Source organism: Citrobacter sp. Cpo142, from assembly GCF_030332425.1.
In the GTDB taxonomy this organism is placed as follows: Bacteria; Pseudomonadota; Gammaproteobacteria; order Enterobacterales; family Enterobacteriaceae; genus Citrobacter; species Citrobacter portucalensis.
On sequence record NZ_JAOWHW010000112.1, the window covers coordinates 108,596 to 125,907 of the forward strand.

A 17,312-nucleotide genomic window follows, 5' to 3' on the forward strand; every position below is an offset into this window, starting at 1 on the left:
GGCTTTTTTTATATCTGATCTACGCCTTTCATCCCCGTCAGCTGCGGCATAACATCCTTCATTAGGGCCAGAAACTTGCGTAAGCGGGTCGGATAGTAACGCGCCCATGGATAAACCAAATGAACAGGCAACGGCGCCGCATGCCACTCAGGTAGCAACGCAACCAGACGTCCATTGGCAATATCCTCCGCCACCATCCAGCTTGAAATAATAGTCACTCCCAACCCCGCCAGCGCGGCATTTCTGGCGACATAAATACTGTCGGTACTTAATCTGGGTGAAATATTCAACGTGACTGGCTCATTACGCAATTGGTGCAACAACGAAACGCTATGCTGAAAAAACGTGTTCACGGCAATCCAGGGCAGCGCTGATAACTGCTCAGGATGAGAAAGCTCGCCATATTGCTCCAGCAGTCCTGGACTCGCTACCATACTACGGGGAACTTCAGCCAGTAAAACGGAAACCGTGGCCGGATCCACCTCAGCACCAACCCTGATCGCGCAGTCAATATTATCGCTCAGAAAATCAACGGTTTTATCGTTGAGCATCCACTCGACTGCCAACTGGGGATAGCGCGAAAGAAACTGCAAAAGCGGCTCAAGTAGTTGTTGTTGCCCGAACGCATGCGGTGCGCGGACTCGCAACGTCCCCACCGGTTCATCTTCTGTGACATTAAGTCCATCTTCCAGCGCCAGCCAGGCATCAATAATCTTCTTAGCATGCTGATAGCCTCTTTCACCATCGTCGGTCAATTTCATCGCATGCGTGGTACGCATAAGCAGTTTCACACCCAGCAGCGTTTCCAGCGATTGCAGCCGTCTGCTAACGGTCGCCTGCGTCGTCCCTATCTGTTTTGCCGCTGCCGAAAGCGATCCTGCTTCGACAATACGTACAAACGTACGCATCAGCTCCACCCTGTCTATACGCTCATTTTTTATCATTTTCAGTTTCATCATACGTCTGACGTATAACTGTTTTACCACTGCGCTCGCTACCGCGCCACTCGCTGAAGGTTAAAAATAACCGCACATCCTGTGATTGAGGAATCATTTGTGAACACACATACCGCACTTTCCCGTTGGGTCATTTTTGTTCTGGCAATGGGCGCCGGATTCAGCGTGGCCGCTATCTACTACGCCCAGCCTCTTCTGCCTTTAATGGGTCAGGATCTGGCCTTAAGTCTCACCGGTATGGGGTTGGTCCCGACGCTGACCCAGGCGGGATATGCGTTAGGTATATTGTTTTTATTGCCATTAGGCGATCGTTATGACCGCCGGACATTAATCCTGCTGAAAAGCATCTCTCTTGCCGCGCTGCTGCTGGCCTGTAGCTTTACCGGTCAGTTGCATTCGCTATTACTGGTGAGCCTGCTGATGGGAATGGCGGCAACCATGGCACAAGATATTGTGCCTGCGGCGGCAATACTGGCGCCCGAAGGCAAGCAGGGAAAAACGGTGGGCACCGTGATGACGGGCCTTCTGTTGGGGATTTTACTCTCACGTACCGTCAGTGGACTTGTGGGCGAAGCGTTTGGCTGGCGCGAGATGTACCAACTCGCTGCCGTCAGCATTGCCGTAATTACCGCGATTATGTGGAAAGTACTGCCTCGCTTTACGGTCCATTCCACGTTGAGCTATCCATCATTAATGCTCTCAATGGCGCAACTTTGGCAACGATATTCCACCTTGCGCCGCGCAGCACTGGCACAAGGCTTTCTGTCCATTGCTTTTAGCGCCTTCTGGTCTACGCTGGCGGTGATGTTATCTGAGCATTACCACATGGGTAGCGCTATAGCGGGTGCTTTTGGTATCGCGGGAGCAGCCGGAGCGCTTGCCGCACCGATGGCGGGCCATCTTGCCGATAAAGTGGGTGCGGCAAAAGTGACGAAAATGGGTGCTTTGCTGGTAACGGTATCTTTCGCACTGATGTTTTTGTTACCCGCCCTGCCCGTTCAGGGGCAGTGGCTGCTCATCGCCCTTTCGGCTGTAGGTTTTGATCTCGGATTGCAATCCAGCCTGGTTGCCCACCAGAATCTGGTCTATAGCCTGGAGCCTCTGGCACGAGGACGACTGAACGCTCTGCTGTTTACGATGGTGTTTATCGGTATGGCGCTGGGTTCAGTTCTCGGAAGTCAGGTCTACGCCCTGGCAAATTGGGAAGGTGTCGTTGTGTTGGCTACCTTCAGCAGTGCAATTGCGTTGGTCATAAGACTGACGGGGAACCCGTCGCTTAGTAAGACGTCGGTTGCCTAAAAAAATGCCCGCTCCGGGGTGTTAAAGGAGCGGGCAGACAAACATACCCAGTTTCAAGATATGTTTCAAAACGAGGCGTTAACGATTGAGCTGGAACAACGACATTCCCTGCATATCGGTGAACGCTTTATAGGATGCCTGTAGCGCAGCCTGCTGCATGACATAAGACGAGATCGCGGCGTTCCAGTCAACATCCACCAGATTACTCATCTGCTGAGTTTGGCCTAATGCACGATCGGCGCCCAGTGAATCCAGCGAGCTTAGTTCACTCAGCTGCGTACCTAATTCTGCACGGACGCTCAAAACATTATTGAGTGAATTCTTTAAACCACGGTTGGTTTTATCAATGGCAGCAGCGGCGGTAGCTTTTGCAACGTCATCACCCGCAATAGGGGTTTTGAGCGCATCAATAGCGGTATCCAGCATTTTAAACAGGTTCTTTTCCTGAGTGCCGCCACCAGGTTCCGGTACAGCGTTGCTGGTCAGGTTGGCGAATACTTTATCGCCAGTATGACCAATCACCATGGTTCGGGAGGCATCGACCTGTTGGGTAACGTTTGTTGTACCGCCGCTGTAAGCGCCATCTGCCTGGGCAAACGGTGCGGATTCTGTTTTATATCCACCGAAAATATAGCGACCATTACCGTCGGTACTGTTTGCCAGGTTCATCAGCTGATCGCGGATCCCCTGTAGGTCGGTGGCCAGCGATGCACGGTCGTCATCACTTAACGTTCCGTTCCCGGCATAAACGATTTTTTCCTGTGCAGCCTGAATTGCCGTCGTCACCTGGCTCAGAACATTCTCTTCCAGCGACACCTTTTGCGTCGCGAATGAGCGTGCCAGCGTATATTGGCTGTTCTGCGCCTGAGCCTGAGAAAGTACCACGGCCTGCGAGGCGGCAATCGGATCGTCTGATGGGTTGATCACGCGTTTGCCCGTTGACATCTGCTCACCAAACTTCATCCATTCAGCCTGAGAGTTAGTGATGCCACGCATATTCTGCTGGTACATCATCTGGGTGCTGATACGCATTGTGTCCCTCTCCCTTAGCGGATATTAATCAGTGCATCAAACAACGCATTCGCGGTCTGCAGCACTTGAGCGTTAGCCAGGTAATACTGCTGAAAACGCTGTAAATTACCGTACTCTTCGTCGAGGTTAACGCCGGAAATAGACTGTTGCTGCCGGTAAAGCTGTGTCACCACGTTGTTCTGGGTGGTGGCGCTGGTTTTCAGCGTAGCGGTTTTGTTCCCAACATCGCTTACCAGCGTGGCATATGCATCGTTGAAGGTCTTATTGCCGACAGTCGCTTTGGTTTGCAGATCTAACAGTTTCTGACCGTTACGGTTGTCGCTCTTGCCTTTATCGATGGTGGGGTCCGTATCATTTTTAGACACTTGAGCCATGGCGATTTTCGACTCATCGGTCACCATAACTTTCATATCAACGATAGCGTTACTCACGGGTTTTACAGTAAAACTGTCATTAGCTTTCGCGCCAGCATTAACGGTGATTTCCATCCCGTCAAAGGACATTTTTCCACCGGTAACGGTGGCTTTGAAACTGGTATTATCCGCCAGGCGAGTAACCTGCCAGTCCTTCCCATCAAAAACGATTTTATAATCTGTCGCCTGCACGGCGGAGCTGTCAGTGATCTTAGCGCTTAACGATCCTGTACCCGTATTTTTCGCGTTGTTGAAGACTTCCGGGCTGCCGATAGCAAAGAAATCCTTACCCTGATCGCCGTTGGCATCAAAACCTTCTTTATGCTGGGTGTTAAACGCATCGGCAAATGCAAGCGCCAGTTGACCGAGGGTATTACGCGTCTGATCCAGCTCCTGAGAACGGAAGGTGAGCAGTCCGCCCAGTGAACCGGTATTCAGCAGTTTCTCCGGAATTTCAACAGCTCCGGCAACGCCATCAACGTAGGCCACAGTTGTACGATTAGGATCATCGCTGGAAGGCACTGCCGCCAGTTGGCGTGCATTGCTACCCTGTACCAGCGAATAACCGTTCGCCATGGTCAGGTTGTAAGTGCCACCATCCTGAACGCTGACTTCAACACCGACAATCTGATTCAATTCACTGACCAGTTGATCGCGCTGGTCAAGCAGGTCGTTAGGAGACGCACCTGCGCCGACGCCTGTCATACGAGAAATCTGGTCGTTGAGGCTGGCAATTTGTTTCGAATAGTTGTTGATCTGATCAACGCTGGCTTTAATCGCGGTATTGACCTGCTTATCCTGATCGCGAAGATACTGGTCGGTCGTTTTAAACTGATTTACCAACCCATCAGCTTTACCGATTAGCGCCTGGCGTGCCGCCGGATCTTCGGCGTTGCTGACCAGCGTTTGCAGGCTGGTAAAAAAGTCCTGCATGGAGGTCGAAATAGAACTGGTTTTGCTGGAGAGCAGATTGTCGATTTTTGACATTTGCTCATATCGTGTCGTCAGACCGCTGCTCTGGTTCTGCGCTGCTCGCAACTGGTTAGTGATAAAGGAGTCATATTCACGTTGTACACCAGAAACATAGACACCATTGCCTACCCAGCCCCCCGCACCCAGCGTGCTGTTCGCTTGCGCCATAATTGTCGTCTGTCGGGTATATCCGGCAACGTTATAGCTGGAGATGTTGTTACTGGCAGTATTCAACGCGGCCTGCGCTGCGCTGAGTCCACTCATCGCGTTATTAATCAAGCTGGACATGGAGGTTCCTTGTAATCCTTCAATACTCGTTATTATCGGCAGCAGGTCGGTAGACTTGAGCTATTTAAAAGAGATTATCGATGTTCGTGCTGTAGGTTTTGCTCACTTTTTCACTCATCGATTTCAACTGCTGGATCATGCTGGTTAATTTTCGCGCATAGTTAGGGTCCGTGGCGTAACCCGCATTTTGCAATGCCTGCGCCCCTTGCTCGGCGGTCGCGGCAGCGGTCACTGCCGCATAGCGCGGGTTACGTGATATCAGACCGACATAATCCGACAACGCCTCAAGGTAAGAGCTATAGACGCGGAATCTGGCTTTCACCTTTTTCGCCTCACCGTTCTCATATTCAGTCGTGGTGATTTCAGTGGTTGGACCTTTCCAGCTTCCCGAAGCCTTCACGCCAAAAATGTTAAAGCTCGGCTCACCGTTCTCACGGCGAATTTGTCGCTGCCCCCATCCGGATTCCAGCGCCGCCTGTGCCAGAATAAGATGATGCGGGACCCCGCTTTGCTGGCTGGCCAGCTTAGCCGGCAGCGATAGCTGGGCGAGGAAATCTTTGCTGTCACCTGACAGTGGCTCATCATTGCTTTCTGTCGCCCGAGGGATGGCTTTGCGGACCAGTTGCGTTAGTGCCTGATTTTGATAGCTGGTCACCGTTTCCAGTGAAAACTTCATCGGCACCTGCGGCGCGTCATCCGCAGGTTGCGCTTGCCCTTCAGTCATCTGCTTGACCATCATTTCAGCCAGCCCCAGACCTTTGCCTGCGGTCATTTGCTGCGCAATTTGTTGGTCATACATACTGGTATACAAGCGCGTTGAATCGCTACTAAAGACGCCATCTTTCGGCAGCGCTTCACGCATGCTTTTCAGCATCATCTGCACGAACATCCCTTCAACCTGACGGGCGACCGGACGGATATTCGCCGCCGGGTCCTGACCCGCTTTCGCTTTAAGTTCGTTCAGTGATTGCGCATCCCAGGCAGCGCTGGTCAGCAGTTTGCTGTCACCAATCATTAGATGATTTCCAGTTTGGCGCGTAAGCAACCCGCGCTCTGCATCGATTGCAGAATGGACATCAGATCCATCGGCGTTGCCCCCAGCGCATTCAGCGCACGCACCACATTGTTCAGGTTGGCGCTGGAACGCACGCTTTGCAGTGAACCACCGCTTTGGCGCAGGTCAATCTGGGTTTGTGGCGTCACCACGGTTTGTCCACCGCCAAACGGTGTGTCCGGTTGGCTGACGTTCGCCTGGCGGTTCACCGTAATCGACAAGTTGCCTTGTGCCACGGCACAGCTATCCAGCGTCACTTCGCGGTTCATGACAACAGATCCGGTGCGCGAGTTGATAATCACTTTCGCATCCTGCGGCGTGACGTTCACCTCAATATTCTGGATATCAGCGAGGAAACGCACCTGCGAGCTGTTGCCGCTTGGCACACGCACCTGAATGGTTCGGGCATCCAACGCTGTTGCGCTACCAAAGCCACGCGAGCGGTTGATGGTGTCGGTAATCTGCTGCGCCATCGTGAAATCTTCATTATTGAGCTGCAGATTAATGGTGTTACCACCGCCGAACTGGCTGGGTAATTCACGTTCGATAATCGCACCGTTGGTAATGCGTCCACCATTGAGCTGGTTAACCTGTACGCTACTACCACCTGCAGCCGCGCCCGCACCACCCACCAAAATATTCCCCTGAGCCAGCGCATATACCTGACTATCGACCCCTTTTAACGGGGTCATCAGCAGCGTACCGCCGCGCAGGCTTTTGGCATTCCCCATAGAGGAGACCACTACGTCGATGGTTTGTCCCTGACGACCGAATGCAGGAAATGACGCGGTAACCATCACCGCCGCCACGTTTTTCAGCTGCATATTGGTGCCAGTTGGCACGGTTATCCCCAACTGCGAAAGCATGTTATTGAGCGTTTGCGTCGTAAACGGCGTCTGTGTGGTCTGGTCACCCGTACCATCCAGACCGACTACCAGCCCATAACCTATCAACGAGTTTTCCCGCACGCCCTGAACGCTGGTCAGGTCACGAATACGGTCAGCATGCGCAAAGGTGGTTATCAGCACCAGTACCATTCCAACAAAAGATTTAAACACTGGGTACCTCGCTTACATCGGCGACAAGTTAAGGAAGAAACGCTGCAACCAGCCCATATTCTGCGCTTCATTGATGTAGCCGTTACCGACGTACTCAATACGCGCGTCCGCAACCTGGGTTGACGGTACGGAGTTGCTGCCACTGATGGTGCGCGGGTTTACAACCCCGGAGAAGCGGATGAATTCAGTGCCCTGATTTATAGCGATCTGTTTTTCACCCACGACATGTAAGTTGCCATTCACCAGTACCTGATCGACCGTTACGGTCAGCGTACCACTGAAGGTATTTCTGGCGTTCGCGCCGCCTTTACCGTTAAAGGAGTTACCGCCGGAGGCTTCTACGTCGGCACGTTCGTTACCGAACAATCCTTCCAGATAGCGCGGTACGGTATCAAAGCCAAAGTTTGTCTTGCCGTCGCGGCTGGCGTTCGCCGAAGAGCTTTTGCTCGCGCTGACGTTTTCCTGCAATACGATGGTCAGCGTATCGCCAATATTGCGTGGACGACGGTCTTCAAAGAGTGGCTGATAACCATAGTTAATCGGTTGTGCCGACTGGAAGATTGAGCCATTCGCCACCGGCGTTGGACCTGGAACGGGCTGGGCAGACGTTGCGCCCTGCACGAGCGGCGTGGCCGGGATCCAGGCACATCCTGTTAGTGAAACCACCAGCAGGGCTAAAATTGGGTATGGGTGAAGCGCGTATTTTCGCATTGCGGTCATCTTCAAAATCAGTGTGCCGGTGAGATTTTCACCCCACCGGGCTCCACTTTAGAGTTGCGTCAGTTTTTGCAGCATCTGATCGGTGGTCGATACCGCTTTACTGTTGATTTCGTAAGCGCGCTGAACCTGGATCATGTTTACCAGCTCTTCCGCCACGTTGACGTTAGAGGTTTCAACATAGCCCTGATACAGCAGACCCGCGCCGTTCAGCCCTGGCGTGCTCTCATTCGGCGCACCGGATGACTGCGTTTCGGTGTACAGATTCTCACCAATGCTTTCCAGACCGGTATCGTTCATGAAGGTTGTCAGGTTAAGCTGCCCGACCTGAACAGGCGCCGCCTGCCCCTGTTGGGTCACGCTGACAATACCGTCGCGTCCAATGGTGATACTGAGCGAGTTAGCCGGAATAGTGATGGCAGGCTGAACCTGAAAACCACCCGCCGTCACCAACTGACCGTTCTGATCCACCTGGAAAGAACCGTCGCGGGTATAAGCGGACGTACCATCGGGCAACATGACCTGGAAAAAGCCCTGGCCTTTAATCGCCACATCTTTACTGTTGTTGGTCTGCGACAGGTTACCCTGGCTGTGTAAACGCTCGGTCGCAACCGGACGTACGCCGGTACCAATCTGCAAACCAGACGGCAGTGTGGTCTGCTCAGAAGACTGTGCACCAGGCTGACGAATCGTCTGGTACAACAGATCTTCAAATACGGCACGTTGGCGCTTAAATCCGTTGGTGCTGACGTTTGCCAGGTTGTTGGCTATCACATCCATGTTGGTTTGCTGCGCATCCAGGCCGGTTTTGGCGATCCATAATGAACTGATCATAAAATGTCCTGTATTAACTCATCGACAGCAGTTGGTTGGCGCGGCCCGCGTTATCATCCACGCTACTGATAATTTTCATCTGCATTTCAAAGCGGCGGGCGTTGGCGATCATGTCACTCATCGCAGCAACCGGTTTAACGTTACTGCCTTCCAGCACGCCCGACATCACGCGAATGCTGGGGTCAGCCTGTAACGTCGCACCACGGGTAGCCTGTGCGGCCTGGGTCAGGCGGAACATACCGTCATCACCACGTTGCACTTCAAGCCCTGTTGCCTTCACCAGCTTCAGCCGCCCTACTGGCGCGACCGTATTAGCCGGATCGCCAGGGTTAAGTGCTGAAATTGTCCCGTCCGCCGCAATGGTGACTTCTGAACCTTCCGGTACGGCTATCGGTCCAGCTTCGCCAATTACCGGATGCCCCTGAATAGTCAGTTCACCCGTAGGGCTTACCTGAATAGCGCCGTTACGGGTATACCCTTCGCTACCGTCTGCGGTCTGCACAGCTAACCAGCCATCCTGTTGCAGCGCCACATCCAGCGGGCGGGAGGTATAGTCCATCTGACCCGGCGTCATGTCGGCCCCCGGCGTGGAGGCCACCACCAGCGTACGCGTCGGTAAAGACAATCCTTCTACAGGAACCGCGCGCAGCGCATTGAGCTGTGCACGAAACCCTGGCGTGGAAGCGTTTGCCAGGTTGCTGGCCGTCACCGCCTGTTGATTCAGCGTCTGACTGGCCGCGCCCATAGCGGTATAAATTGCGTGATCCATTAAGCTATCCCGTCAGGCGCTTAGCGCAGGTTGACCAGCGTGTTGAGGATCTGATCCTGGGTTTTGATGGTCTGCGCGTTCGACTGATAGTTACGCTGAGCAACGATCATATTCACCAGTTCTTTACTCAAATCCACGTTTGACGCTTCCAGCGCACCGTTGGTCAGTTTGCCGAAGTTACCTTCGCCTGCGGTACCCAGCAGCGCCACGCCGGAAGCCTGTGTGGCCGCCCAGACGTTGTCGCCCTGAGACGCCAGACCTTCGTTGTTGGCAAAGTTTGCCAGCACGATCTGCCCCAGAACCTGTTGCTGTTCGTTGGAGTAGTTACCGACCACCGTACCGTCATTGTTAATCTGGTAGCTCACCAGATCGCCCGGCTTGTAGCCGTTCTGATTCGTGGCGACGATGTTGTTGGCACCGGTGTTCTGCTGCATGGAGTTCAGGAAACTCAGAGAGAAGTTCGCAGGAACTGCGCCATTGATCGTACCGGTGGAGATCTGAATTTGCGGTTGGGCATTAGCTGGACCTTCAACGGGGATTTTTGGTCCATCCGGATCTGCTGGATCGACTGGCACCGTCCCTGCAACATAATTATTCACAGAAGTCAGCGTACCGTTAGCACTAAAGTTCATCACCGCATTCTTGCTGGCAACTGAACCCGTAACGCTGGCGTCCTGGGTGTAGACATCCCATTTGTTAGGGCCTGTTTTGACATAAAAAATATTCATGTCATGGGCGTTACCCTGGCTATCGAAAACGGTAACGCTGCCTTTTTTATTGTAGGAATCGGCATCGCTTGGGTTAAACGGGGTCTTGGTTGGCACTTTGTCAGTGGAGTTCAGGTTGACCTGCATTGACGCAGTGGTGGTGGATTTAGCCGCCATCAGCGTATTCGGGATAGTGATCGGTGCCGGGTTCGCACCCTGCTGAACTGTTGGCGGTGTACCGGTAGCCGGATAGCCCGTCAGCTGCAGCCCCTGCATGTTAACGATATTGCGGTTTTCATCGAGTTTGAACTGACCGTTACGGCTGTAGAAAACAGAACCGTTACTGTCTACCATACGGAAAAAACCGTTCTGGCTGATAGCAACATCCAGACCACGTCCGGTGTTGGTGGTAGTACCGTCGGTAAAGTCCTGAGTAATACCCGCAACTTTAACGCCCAAACCGACTTTGGAACCGGCAAACATATCGGCAAAAGATGCCGTGCCAGATTTAAAACCGTAGGTAGCGGAGTTGGCGATGTTGTTACCAATGACATCGAGGTTGGTCGCTGCAGCGTTCAGACCGCTGACCGCTTGAGAAAAGGCCATGACTTACTCCTGATAAGTGTGAAGGCTTAAATTATCTGCCGTACTTCGTCGAGGGTGGTGGTTCCATAGGTGCCCAGATCCAGCGTATTACCGCCGTTACTGCGAATAACGCCCTGCACCAGCGCAAACTGAAGCGGCTGCGCCACCAGTTGCGTTCCGCCATTACTGGCAGCAATTGACACGTTGTAAGAACCGCTTGGTGCATCCGTGCCATCGGTCATGGTGCCGTCCCAGGTAAAGGTATGAACGCCCGCTTTCAATCCACCAATATCAATGGTGCGTACCACTTTGCCGTCTTTATCGGTAATGGTTGCGGTAACCTTATCTGCCGGTTGCTGCAGCTCAACGCCAAATGGTGTTGTCGTGGTTTTGGCACCTTCTTCTGTCCCTTTACCGGTCAGGATGGTGGTACCCGGGATCATGACACCGTGGCCAATCAGCGTACTGGCCTGCAGTGACTGACTGTTGTCGATCTGCCCGGAGATCGATCCCAGCGTAGTGTTCAGCTTCTCAATCCCGCTCACGGTACTGATTTGCGCCAACTGGGTAGTCAGTTCGTTGTTTTGCAGCGGGTTGGTTGGATCCTGGTTTTTCAGCTGTGCAACCAGCAGCGTAAGAAAGCTGCTTTGCAGGTCAGCAGCGTTGCTGCCCGTCAGTGAGCTATTCCCCGTGGCGGCATTAACCCCCGTCGTGCTCGGGTCATTCATTTTTACAGCAATAGACATGTGCGCCTCCTTTACTGGCCTAGCGTCAACGTTTTAAGCATCAAGCTTTTCACGGTGTTGAGCACTTCGACGTTTGCCTGATAGCTACGTGAGGCAGACATGGTGTTGACCATCTCGCCAACAACGTCCACATTCGGCATTTTTACGTAGCCATTCGCATCGGCCAGCGGATTACCGGGTTCATAAACCAGCTTATCCGGCGCCTGACTTTCAATGACGTCAGCAACTTTTACGCCACCGGTTGCCGCACCTGGCGCAGCATCTACCTGAAAAACAACCTGTTTCGCGCGATACGGCTGACCGTCGGGTCCGCTGACGCTATCCGCATTCGCCATGTTGCTGGCCGCGACGTTCAGGCGTTTAGACTGAGCCGTCAGCGCAGAACCTGCGATATCAAAAATATTTAACAGCGCCACGAATTAGTTCCCTCCTTGCAGCACGTTCATCATGCCTTTGATTTGTCCACCCAGCGCCGTCAGCCCCATTTGATATTTGAGGCTGTTGTCTGCAAATTGCGTGCGCTCCCGGTCCATATCTACCGTGTTGCCATCAAGAGATGGCTGGTCAGGAATACGGTAGAGCAGCTCCGTAGACGGCGCAGAAACGGTCTGGGCCGGAATGTGTTGTGCAGAGGTCAGCGTCAACGAAACGCCGCCGGTTTCTTCCCGTCCTCGCACCATGACTTTTTTTAATTCACTGGCGAAATCCAGATCGCGCGCCTGGTACCCCGGCGTATCGGCATTGGCAATGTTGGCCGCCAATATTTCCTGGCGTTGGGCGCGCAAATTCAGCGCTTCCTGTTGAAAACGTAAGGCGGCGTCGAGCTTATCGAGCATATCTCCTCCGCAAATGACAAAATTCAGCCGACAGCTTAAATCCCATTACGCGCGCGTTATCGCCGGAATAAACGCAAAATGCGTCGCTATTTGTTGCGTTGATGACTGCGTCACACAGGTAAAATCCTGCCACTACCTGAAAAAGCGCGAGGTTTTGATGCAAACGTTTAAACGTGGAATGGTCGTGGCAGCACTGCTGTTCAGCCCTATGACGATGGCGCAAGACCTGAATTCGCAGCTAACGGCATGGTTTTCCCAGCGTCTGGCCGGGTTTAGCGATGAGGTAGTCGTCACTATCCGAACGTCACCAAACTTATTGCCCAACTGCGAACAACCGGCATTAAGCGTGTCAGGTAGTGCGAAACTGTGGGGTAATGTGAATGTGCTGGCCCGCTGTGCCAACGAAAAACGTTATCTGCAGGTGAACGTGCAGGCGACGGGAAACTACGTAGTAGCCGCCGCGCCTGTGGCGCGAGGTAGCGCCCTGACCCCGGCCAGCGTAACGCTGAAACGTGGTCGACTGGACCAACTACCGCCGCGCGCTGTGCTGGATATAAGTCAGGTGCAGGATGCAGTGAGCCTGCGCGATCTGGTGCCGGGCCAACCGATACAGCTTTCGATGTTGCGCCAGGCATGGCGGATCAAGGCCGGTCAACGCGTACTGGTTATTGCCAACGGAGATGGTTTTCGGGTCAATGCCGAAGGTAAAGCGCTGAACAACGCCGCTGTCGCACAGAATGCGCGAGTGCGGATGATTTCAGGCCAGGTGGTGAGCGGCGTCGTCGATTCTGATGGGAATATTCTTATTAACCTATAATAGGTTAAAGATTTTTTAGCGTGTGCCGATAGATAAACAACCAATGATTACAGCGGGCCGCTATAGCGTAACCCCTCGATGAGGAAAAATAAAATGAGCATTGATCGTACCTCACCATTGAAGCCAGTAAGCACCGTTCAGCCGCGTGAAACCAGCGATGCGCCGGTACAAAAAGCGCGGAAGGAAAAAACCACCGCGACCACCAGCACCAGCGTCATGCTGAGCGACGCCCAGGCCAAACTGATGCAGCCTGGCACCAATGACATCAATATGGAACGCGTGGAAGCACTGAAAACCGCAATCCGTAACGGTGAATTGAAAATGGATACCGGAAAAATTGCCGACTCGCTGATTCGCGAGGCGCAGAGCTACCTACAGAGTAAATAAAGTATGACTCGTTTGTCAGAAATACTTGACCATATGACGACTGTCCTCAATGACCTGAAAACGGTAATGGATGCTGAACAGCAGCAGCTTTCCGCAGGGCATATCAACGGCAGCCAGCTACAGCGTATTACAGAAGAAAAAAGCTCCTTGCTGGCAACCCTTGATTATCTTGAGCAGCAGCGCCGCCTGGAGCATGACGCCACGCGCAGCGCCAATGATGAGATTGCTGAACGCTGGCAGACTATCACCAAGAAAACACAGCATTTACGCGACCTCAACCAGCACAACGGTTGGCTGCTGGAAGGGCAGATCGAGCGTAATCAACAAGCAATACAAGTGCTGAAACCGCACCAGGAACCGGCGTTGTATGGCGCAAACGGTCAAACCTCTGCTGCGCACCGCGGCGGGAAAAAAATCTCTATTTGATGTCAGCCTGATAACGTTTTGCTTATCAGGCCTACGCCTTTAGTAGGCCGGATACGGCGTTATGCCGCCATCCGGCATTGATCCATTACGCCGTCCGGCGCACAAACTCTTTTACTTTAAAGCCCAGTACGGCGAGTGCTGCGAAGTAAGCGGCAATGCCGGCCACCACGACCGCCATCAGACGCAGCAGACGCCACAGCATCGTTCCCTGCGACCAATCCGGCATGATGTAGAGCATCCCAACCAGCACCGCAGACATCACCAGCACGGAAATCACCAGACGCGCCAGGAACCAGCTCCAGCCCGGTTGTGGGGTAAAGATTTTCTGTTTCCGCAGTTGCCAGTACAGCAGTGAAGCGTTCAGACATGCCGCCAGACCAATCGACAGCGACAATCCGGCATGCTTTAACGGCCCGATAAACGCCAGGTTCATCACCTGGGTCATAATCAGCGTCACAATGGCAATCTTCACTGGCGTTTTAATATCCTGGCGCGAGTAAAAGCCCGGAGCCAACACTTTCACCACGATCAAGCCAATCAAACCTACCGAGTACGCCACCAGCGCACGCTGGGTCATCGCGGCATCAAAGGCGGTAAATTTACCGTACTGGAACAGAGACACCGTCAGCGGTTTGGCCAGAATACCCAACGCTACGGCACTCGGTAATGCCAACAGGAAACACAAGCGCAGGCCCCAGTCCATCAGGCGACAATATTCATCATGATTACCGCTGGAAAAACTTTTGGACAGCGATGGCAGCAGGATAGTCCCCAGCGCCACGCCCAGAACACCGGACGGAAACTCCATCAGACGGTCAGCATAATACATCCATGAAACTGAGCCAGAGGCCAGAAACGAGGCGAAAATCGTATTGATGATCAGTGAAATCTGACTGACCGATACCCCAAGGATCGCTGGCCCCATTTGCTTGACGACACGCATCGCCCCTGCATCACGGAAGTTCACGCGCGGCAGCACCAGCATGCCAATTTTCTTCAAGTGCGGAAGCTGATAAATCAGCTGTAGCACGCCGCCAACCGTAACGGCCCACGCCAGCGCCAGCACCGGCGGGTTAAAATAGGGTGCCGCAAATAGCGCGAAGCCGATCATGCTGATATTCAGAAAGGTCGGGGCAAATGCAGGAATGGAAAAGCGGTTCCAGGTATTAAGGATCGCACCAACCAGTGAGGCCAGCGAAATCAGTAGAATATAGGGAAAAGTGATCCGCAGCAGTTGAGTGGTCAGCGCAAATTTATCCACTGTGTCGGCAAATCCCGGCGCGGTAACTAATATCACCCATGGCGCAGCCAACATCCCGGCTACCGTCACCACGGCCAGCGCCAGCGTCAACAGTCCGGAAACGTAGGCAACAAACACGCGGGTAGCATCTTCCCCCTGCTTGCTTTTGTACTCAGCAAGAATCGGCACAAATGCCTGCGAAAATGCGCCTTCGGCAAAAATTCGGCGCAACAGGTTAGGAAGTTTGAATGCCACAAAAAAGGCATCTGTCGCCATCCCTGCACCAAAGATTCTGGCGACAATCGCATCACGCGCAAAACCCAGCACACGTGAAAACATCGTCATCGAGCTGACGGCTGCCAGCGACTTTAATAAATTCATCTATGTTGTATTCCAGACTCTGAGGCAAAACCCCGACAAACCTGCCCGTAGGTCGGATAAGGCATTCTCGCCGCCATCCGACACTTTTGCTGTGCCTGATGGCGACACCCTGGCACCTTATCAGGCCGACAAACCAGCCTATGGTTGAAAAGAGGTGTTATTTTGAGTGGGCATATAGTACCTGGATTACAATGAATTACTACCGCCAGATGTTACAGGGGATTATTCAGCCATCGCCTCCCGCCACAGCTTTTCAACAACACGCTGGGCCAGTAGCGCCTGCTCGCCTGCCGTCTGGGGAACCGTCTGATTTTGCACGCACTCAATGAAATGACGCGCACATCCGACAAAACCACGCTGTTCTAAGGTCGTTTGCCAGCCCGCTATCGGCTTATGAATAACACCTTGCCCACGCTCTTCCCGCCATTCCCGCATATCAGTTACGTCAATCAGGCCGCCGTCCGTCACCGCCTGCACGCTCTCGCGCTGACTACCGGCACGGCGATGCATACTGGTCGTTATCTGCATTTGCCCAACAGAAAAATGGTGCTCGGCGTAGAGCATCGCACCAGATTCATTGGTCAGCAGCGTGCCGTTATTTAACTGCGCCTGCCCTCCCGCCAGCCACAAAGCGGTATCGACCACGTGCAGATAGTCGTCCAGCAGAGTGAAGCGCAGATCGTGCGGCCCAACGCTATCCGTACGGTGCTTATCCATACGTACAGACGCTGCGCTGCCCAACTGGGTTTTGAGATCCTGGTACAGCGGTGCAAATCGACGGTTAAACCCGACCATCAGCGTGAGTTTTTTCCGCGCGGCCAGCTCGACCAGTTGCTCAGCCTCGCGCAGGTTTTCCGCCAGCGGTTTATCCACGCACACGTGAACTCCGGCATTCAGCAATTCACTGACTACCGCATAGTGCGTCGCGGTACTGGAATGGACGAAAACCGCGTCGCAGGTTTGCGCCAGATTCTTCAATGAATCCACGTAGGGTATTCGCCAGGTGTCACAGATAAGCTGCGCTTTATCCCGCGAAGGTGAAAAAGCCCCTTGCAGCGTCCAGTCCGCGGAGGTGCCCAGCACGGGTAGCCACGCCTTTTGTGCAATACCGCCCAGACCGGCTACGCCGATACGTAATTTATTCACGTTAGTCTCCCAGGTGCGCCAGCAAGGAATCAAGTCGCTGCTTAAGCTCTGCGACTTCCGTTTCCAGCGCTTCCACGCGCGCCTGCAGATCGCCGGAGGCTACAGGGAGTTCATCTGCCGCGGCAATGGCTTCATCAACCTCACCACAAAACAGGTGCATATAGCGACTTTCACGTTTGCCCGGCTCACGCGACAGGCGGATCACATAAGGCCCATCTTCCCGGTTCGCCAGATTTTCCAGCGTCGACTCCACTTCGGCCATATCGCTGAATTCGTACATACGGGATGCGCGGCTACGCAGTTCACCAGGCGTCTGAGCGCCCCGCAGCAGCAGTGTGGTGATTATGGCCACCTCTGCGGCACTAAGTTTCAGATTGCCAAATTCAGAGTTGCAGAAACGCTGCTCATATTTCGTGACGCGATTGCCAAAGCCGCTCACCGTGCGCAGAAAATGTCGCTTAACCAGGTTATCCAGTTGCTCCTGCACGTCCGATTCCGACAGGTTCATCACCGGTTCACGATTCGTTTTTTGATTGCAGGCTGTTACGACTCCATTAACGGAGAGTGGGTACTGTTCCGGCGTGGTCACTTGTTTTTCTAATAAACAGCCAATCACTCGTGCTTCGGTGGCGGTTAATTCGTATTTCAT

General features: G+C 53.4%; 19 protein-coding genes. 4 read left to right on the forward strand and 15 right to left on the reverse strand.

Going from position 1 to position 17,312, the window contains the following annotated elements; translation table 11 throughout:
• Window positions 1–8: 8 nt before the first annotated feature.
• Entirely contained in the window at window positions 9–956 is a 948-nt protein-coding gene (locus tag OGY18_RS09645) for a LysR family transcriptional regulator (protein ID WP_435658664.1), read from the reverse strand.
• A gap of 99 nt (window positions 957–1,055) precedes the next feature.
• On the opposite strand from OGY18_RS09645, the gene OGY18_RS09650 reads away from it, so the two are divergent.
• On the forward strand, window positions 1,056–2,255 hold the full coding sequence (locus OGY18_RS09650) for an MFS transporter (protein ID WP_286552827.1): 1,200 nt from the start codon (window positions 1,056–1,058) through the stop codon (window positions 2,253–2,255).
• A gap of 78 nt (window positions 2,256–2,333) precedes the next feature.
• On the opposite strand, the gene flgL is transcribed toward OGY18_RS09650, so the two are convergent.
• From flgL to flgB, 11 genes are all read right to left on the reverse strand, one after another.
• Window positions 2,334–3,287: a flagellar hook-associated protein FlgL gene (gene flgL / locus OGY18_RS09655; protein WP_032942958.1), complete on the reverse strand. Its 954-nt coding sequence runs from the start codon at window positions 3,285–3,287 to the stop codon at window positions 2,334–2,336.
• Between the two features lie 14 nt (window positions 3,288–3,301).
• Entirely contained in the window at window positions 3,302–4,960 is a 1,659-nt protein-coding gene (gene flgK / locus OGY18_RS09660) for a flagellar hook-associated protein FlgK (RefSeq protein WP_003832167.1), read from the reverse strand.
• 64 nt (window positions 4,961–5,024) lie between these two features.
• A complete protein-coding gene (gene flgJ / locus OGY18_RS09665) occupies window positions 5,025–5,975 on the reverse strand; it encodes a flagellar assembly peptidoglycan hydrolase FlgJ (RefSeq protein WP_016152632.1) in 951 nt (316 codons plus the stop codon).
• Complete coding sequence (locus tag OGY18_RS09670; RefSeq protein ID WP_032934416.1) at window positions 5,975–7,051, reverse strand: flagellar basal body P-ring protein FlgI; 1,077 nt, start codon at window positions 7,049–7,051, stop codon at window positions 5,975–5,977. Before OGY18_RS09670 ends, flgJ begins: the two co-directional genes overlap by 1 nt.
• 33 nt (window positions 7,052–7,084) lie before the next feature.
• Window positions 7,085–7,783: a flagellar basal body L-ring protein FlgH gene (locus OGY18_RS09675; protein ID WP_032934415.1), complete on the reverse strand. Its 699-nt coding sequence runs from the start codon at window positions 7,781–7,783 to the stop codon at window positions 7,085–7,087.
• A 57-nt stretch (window positions 7,784–7,840) separates the two neighbouring features.
• Window positions 7,841–8,623, reverse strand: a complete 783-nt coding sequence (gene flgG / locus OGY18_RS09680) for a flagellar basal-body rod protein FlgG (RefSeq protein ID WP_003036202.1) — start codon at window positions 8,621–8,623, stop codon at window positions 7,841–7,843.
• A gap of 13 nt (window positions 8,624–8,636) precedes the next feature.
• Window positions 8,637–9,392, reverse strand: coding sequence for a flagellar basal body rod protein FlgF (locus OGY18_RS09685; RefSeq protein WP_003832161.1), 756 nt, complete (start codon window positions 9,390–9,392; stop codon window positions 8,637–8,639).
• Between the two features lie 20 nt (window positions 9,393–9,412).
• Complete coding sequence (flgE, locus tag OGY18_RS09690) at window positions 9,413–10,705, reverse strand: flagellar hook protein FlgE (protein WP_148362126.1); 1,293 nt, start codon at window positions 10,703–10,705, stop codon at window positions 9,413–9,415.
• Window positions 10,706–10,731: 26 nt separating this feature from the next.
• Complete coding sequence (flgD, locus tag OGY18_RS09695) at window positions 10,732–11,430, reverse strand: flagellar hook assembly protein FlgD (RefSeq protein ID WP_003832158.1); 699 nt, start codon at window positions 11,428–11,430, stop codon at window positions 10,732–10,734.
• A gap of 11 nt (window positions 11,431–11,441) precedes the next feature.
• Entirely contained in the window at window positions 11,442–11,846 is a 405-nt protein-coding gene (flgC, locus tag OGY18_RS09700) for a flagellar basal body rod protein FlgC (RefSeq protein WP_003036191.1), read from the reverse strand.
• A gap of 3 nt (window positions 11,847–11,849) precedes the next feature.
• Window positions 11,850–12,266, reverse strand: coding sequence for a flagellar basal body rod protein FlgB (flgB, locus tag OGY18_RS09705; protein WP_003036189.1), 417 nt, complete (start codon window positions 12,264–12,266; stop codon window positions 11,850–11,852).
• 157 nt (window positions 12,267–12,423) lie between these two features.
• On the opposite strand from flgB, the gene flgA reads away from it, so the two are divergent.
• The 3 genes from flgA to flgN all read left to right on the forward strand — a co-directional run bounded on the left by flgA (window position 12,424) and on the right by flgN (window position 13,896).
• Window positions 12,424–13,083 carry a flagellar basal body P-ring formation chaperone FlgA gene (gene flgA / locus OGY18_RS09710; RefSeq protein ID WP_286552832.1) on the forward strand — a complete coding sequence of 220 codons (660 nt, stop codon included), beginning with the start codon at window positions 12,424–12,426 and terminating at the stop codon, window positions 13,081–13,083.
• Between the two features lie 93 nt (window positions 13,084–13,176).
• Complete coding sequence (gene flgM, locus OGY18_RS09715) at window positions 13,177–13,470, forward strand: flagellar biosynthesis anti-sigma factor FlgM (protein WP_003832153.1); 294 nt, start codon at window positions 13,177–13,179, stop codon at window positions 13,468–13,470.
• Window positions 13,471–13,473: 3 nt separating this feature from the next.
• Entirely contained in the window at window positions 13,474–13,896 is a 423-nt protein-coding gene (flgN, locus tag OGY18_RS09720) for a flagella biosynthesis chaperone FlgN (protein ID WP_286552840.1), read from the forward strand.
• A gap of 85 nt (window positions 13,897–13,981) precedes the next feature.
• Here the strand turns inward: flgN and murJ are convergent, their stop codons facing one another.
• The 3 genes from murJ to OGY18_RS09735 form a co-directional block, all read right to left on the reverse strand.
• Window positions 13,982–15,517 (reverse strand): murein biosynthesis integral membrane protein MurJ, encoded by a 1,536-nt coding sequence (gene murJ, locus OGY18_RS09725; protein ID WP_257661594.1) that lies wholly within the window; start codon window positions 15,515–15,517, stop codon window positions 13,982–13,984.
• Between the two features lie 222 nt (window positions 15,518–15,739).
• On the reverse strand, window positions 15,740–16,663 hold the full coding sequence (locus OGY18_RS09730) for a Gfo/Idh/MocA family protein (protein ID WP_286552842.1): 924 nt from the start codon (window positions 16,661–16,663) through the stop codon (window positions 15,740–15,742).
• Between the two features lies 1 nt (window position 16,664).
• Window positions 16,665–17,312, reverse strand: a complete 648-nt coding sequence (locus tag OGY18_RS09735) for a YceH family protein (protein ID WP_032942953.1) — start codon at window positions 17,310–17,312, stop codon at window positions 16,665–16,667.